This window comes from Streptomyces sp. NPDC089915, from assembly GCF_040684675.1.
GTDB lineage: Bacteria > Actinomycetota > Actinomycetes > Streptomycetales > Streptomycetaceae > Streptomyces.
The window spans coordinates 1-2,813 of sequence record NZ_JBFBGN010000284.1 but is presented as its reverse complement, the minus strand read 5'-3'; the positions used below and the strand labels follow the sequence as shown (position 1 = coordinate 2,813).

General features: G+C 72.7%; 2 protein-coding genes and 1 pseudogene. All 3 read right to left on the bottom strand.

The window, feature by feature from the left end:
- A pseudogene (locus AB0O29_RS34880) lies at positions 1-239 on the bottom strand (2-oxoglutarate ferredoxin oxidoreductase subunit alpha); the annotation flags it as partial.
- Between the two features lie 222 nt (positions 240-461).
- Positions 462-1,121, bottom strand: coding sequence for a response regulator transcription factor (locus AB0O29_RS34875; RefSeq protein WP_365160168.1), 660 nt, complete (start codon positions 1,119-1,121; stop codon positions 462-464).
- A gap of 119 nt (positions 1,122-1,240) precedes the next feature.
- Positions 1,241-2,545, bottom strand: a complete 1,305-nt coding sequence (locus AB0O29_RS34870; protein ID WP_365160165.1) for a sensor domain-containing protein — start codon at positions 2,543-2,545, stop codon at positions 1,241-1,243.
- Positions 2,546-2,813 lie beyond the last annotated feature (268 nt).

The window sequence follows — 2,813 nt, the reverse complement described above, 5'->3', positions numbered from 1 at the left end:
TCGGCCGGGAAGTTCGGCAGCGTCGACAGGTCGTTCCCGAAGGAAGCCGTCTCCGAGGTGAACCGGTCACCCGTCAGCTGCATACCGTCACCCGAGTCACCCGCGAAGCGGATGATCACCCGGTCGACGCGGCGGATCTCCTTGCCGGCTCCATCGGTCCGAGGCGCGCTGCGCTGCTCACCGATGGCCCCGCCGGCCCCGTCGGCCTGCTCGGCCGGGCTACTGACCTGGCTGGTCACTGAACTGGACCTCCTTCGAGGCATGGGCGTTCGCTCCCAGGGCCAACCCTACGTCCGCGACGTCATCCGTCCCCGGGTCGCCCGCATTCTGGACCGCCCCTCGCGGGACGATCTGTCCGACAGACGACGTGCTCTACTCGAAATATTCCAAACCACCCGGCCGTCGTGCGGCGGCTTCGCCGTCGCATGGCTCGATCGCGCCATTGACAGACTGTCAGCAGATCATGACCTCAGGTAGGTGAGAACCGCGAGTACGCGCCGGTGATCCCCGTCACTCGGGGACAGGCCCAGCTTCATGAAGATATTGCTGACGTGCTTCTCCACGGCCCCGTCGCTCACCACGAGCTGCTTGGCCACAGCGGAATTCGTGCGTCCCTCCGCCATGAGTCCGAGGACCTCGCGCTCGCGCGGGGTCAGACCGGCCAGCACGTCCTGCTTGCGGCTGCGGCCCAGCAGCTGCGCCACGACCTCGGGATCCAGGGCCGTACCGCCCCGGGCCACCCGCACCACGGCGTCGAGGAACTCGCGGACCTCGGCCACGCGGTCCTTCAGCAGGTACCCCACCCCGGTGCTGGAACCGGCCAGCAGTTCGGTGGCGTACTGCTCCTCCACGTACTGCGACAGCACGAGCACGCCGATGCCCGGGTAGTCGCGCCGCAGCTGCACGGCGGCCCGCACGCCCTCGTCGGTGTGCGTCGGCGGCATCCGCACGTCGGCCACCACCACGTCCGGCAGCGCCCCCTCGGCCGCCAGGTCCGCCACTGTCTTGACCAGGGCTTCCGCGTCGCCGACGCCAGCCACGACCTCGTGCCCCCGGTCGGTCAGCAGCCGGGTCAGGCCCTCACGGAGCAGCACTGAATCCTCGGCGATGACGACCCGCACCCTGTTGTCCACGTTGTGAAGCTCCCGCCCGCTCGCTCGCATGCCCACTTGGCATGCCAAGCATCCCAGCCGAACCTCCGATTCCGGTCCGGCCGGGAGCAGGGGCGGGCGCGGACCGCCTAGTCCCGCCAGGGCAGCTCGGCCGTCACCACCGTGCCGCGGCCCTCCGCCGCGTCCACGACCAGGACGCCGTCCACCGCGTCCAGCCGCTCCGCGAGCCCGGCGGGCAGCGGGCCGCGTCCGGCGGAACCGTCTTGTCCGCCCTGTCCGCCCTGTCCGCCGTGGCCGTCGTCCGAGACCCGGATCATCAGCCGGCGCCCGGACCGCCACACGTCCACGGCGGCGCTCCGCGCCCCGACGTGGTCGCCGACGTCGCGCAGCAGCTCGGACACCGTGAAGTACGCGATCCCCTCGATCGCCGCCGCGGGCCGCGACGGCAGGTCCACCTCCACCCGTACCGGGACCGCGCACCGCGAGGCCACCGCCGACAGTGCCGCGTCCAGCCCCCGGTCGGTCAGCACGGCGGGGTGGATCCCGCGCGCCAGGTCGCGCAGCTCCCGCAGGGCGGTCTTCACCTCCCCGTGGGCCTCGTCCACCAGGCGGGCGGCGGCCCCGGGGTCCTCCGCCAGCTTCTCCTTGGCCAGCCCCAGGTCCATGGCCAGCGCGGCCAGTCGCGCCTGGGCCCCGTCGTGCAGCTCCCGCTCGATGCGCCGCAGGTCGGCCGCGGCGGTGTCGACGACCACCCCCCGGTCGGACTCCAGCTCGCTGACCCGGTCGTCGAGCCGGGAGCGGCCGAGCAGGCCGGTGACCAGCACCCGGTCGACGGTCACCAGGCCCCGGATGACCCAGGGGGTGACGAGGGTGACCGCCAGACCGGCCGCACCCGTCAGGGCGATGGCCAGGGGCGAGTCCAGGTAGAAGGTGTAGTCGCCGTTCTGGAACAGCTGGAGCCCGGGCTGGTGGGTGAAGGCCGGGAAGACCCAGAACCACAGCGGGTACAGCAGCATGCTCCAGCCGTAGGCCCACAGCACGAGCGCGAGGCAGGACGAGAACACCGCCCAGGGGAAGTGGATCACCGAGTACAGCACGTGCCGCCAGGCACTGCCGCTCTTCAGGAGCGCCCCCAGCGCGGCAGGCACCCCGCGCTTCGCGGCCCGCACCGGCGCCGGCTCCCGGACCGGGACGCGCAGCAGTCCCCGTACCCGGGCCCGCTCCACCATCCCGAACCCCCGGCACATGGCGAGCACCCCGGCCAGGACCGGAACCCCGACGAAGGTCACGAGCAGCCCGGCACCGGCGGACACCCCGGCTATCGCGAGCCCGAAGTACACGGTGCTCAGCGGCAGCCCGACCAGCAGGAACAGCAACTCCCGCCAGGTCCGCCCGGCCACGGGCGCCAACAACACGTCCCGACCCTTCCCCATACTCCCGACCCGCCCTTCATCCGTTCCCCAACCCCTCCACCCTCCGCCGCCACCCCACCCCTCCACCATCCAGCGAGTAGGCGTCCCGACCGGGGGGATAACCCCACCCCCGGCCCCCCTTACAGCCCGGTTCTTTTCCAGCCCCGCCGGCGCCCGAGTCACCCCACCCACCCAGGCGCCCGCCGGCCCGCCCCTTCCCAGCCCCGCCCGCACCCCACCCACCCCGCCCCCTTCCCAGCCCCGCCGGCGTTTGAGGCGCGGGGTCCGG

Excerpts from the sequence above, each read along its gene's own strand:
- AB0O29_RS34870 (WP_365160165.1), bottom strand. The coding sequence starts at position 2,545 with ATGGGGAAGGGTCGGGACGTGTTGTTGGCGCCCGTGGCCGGGCGGACC.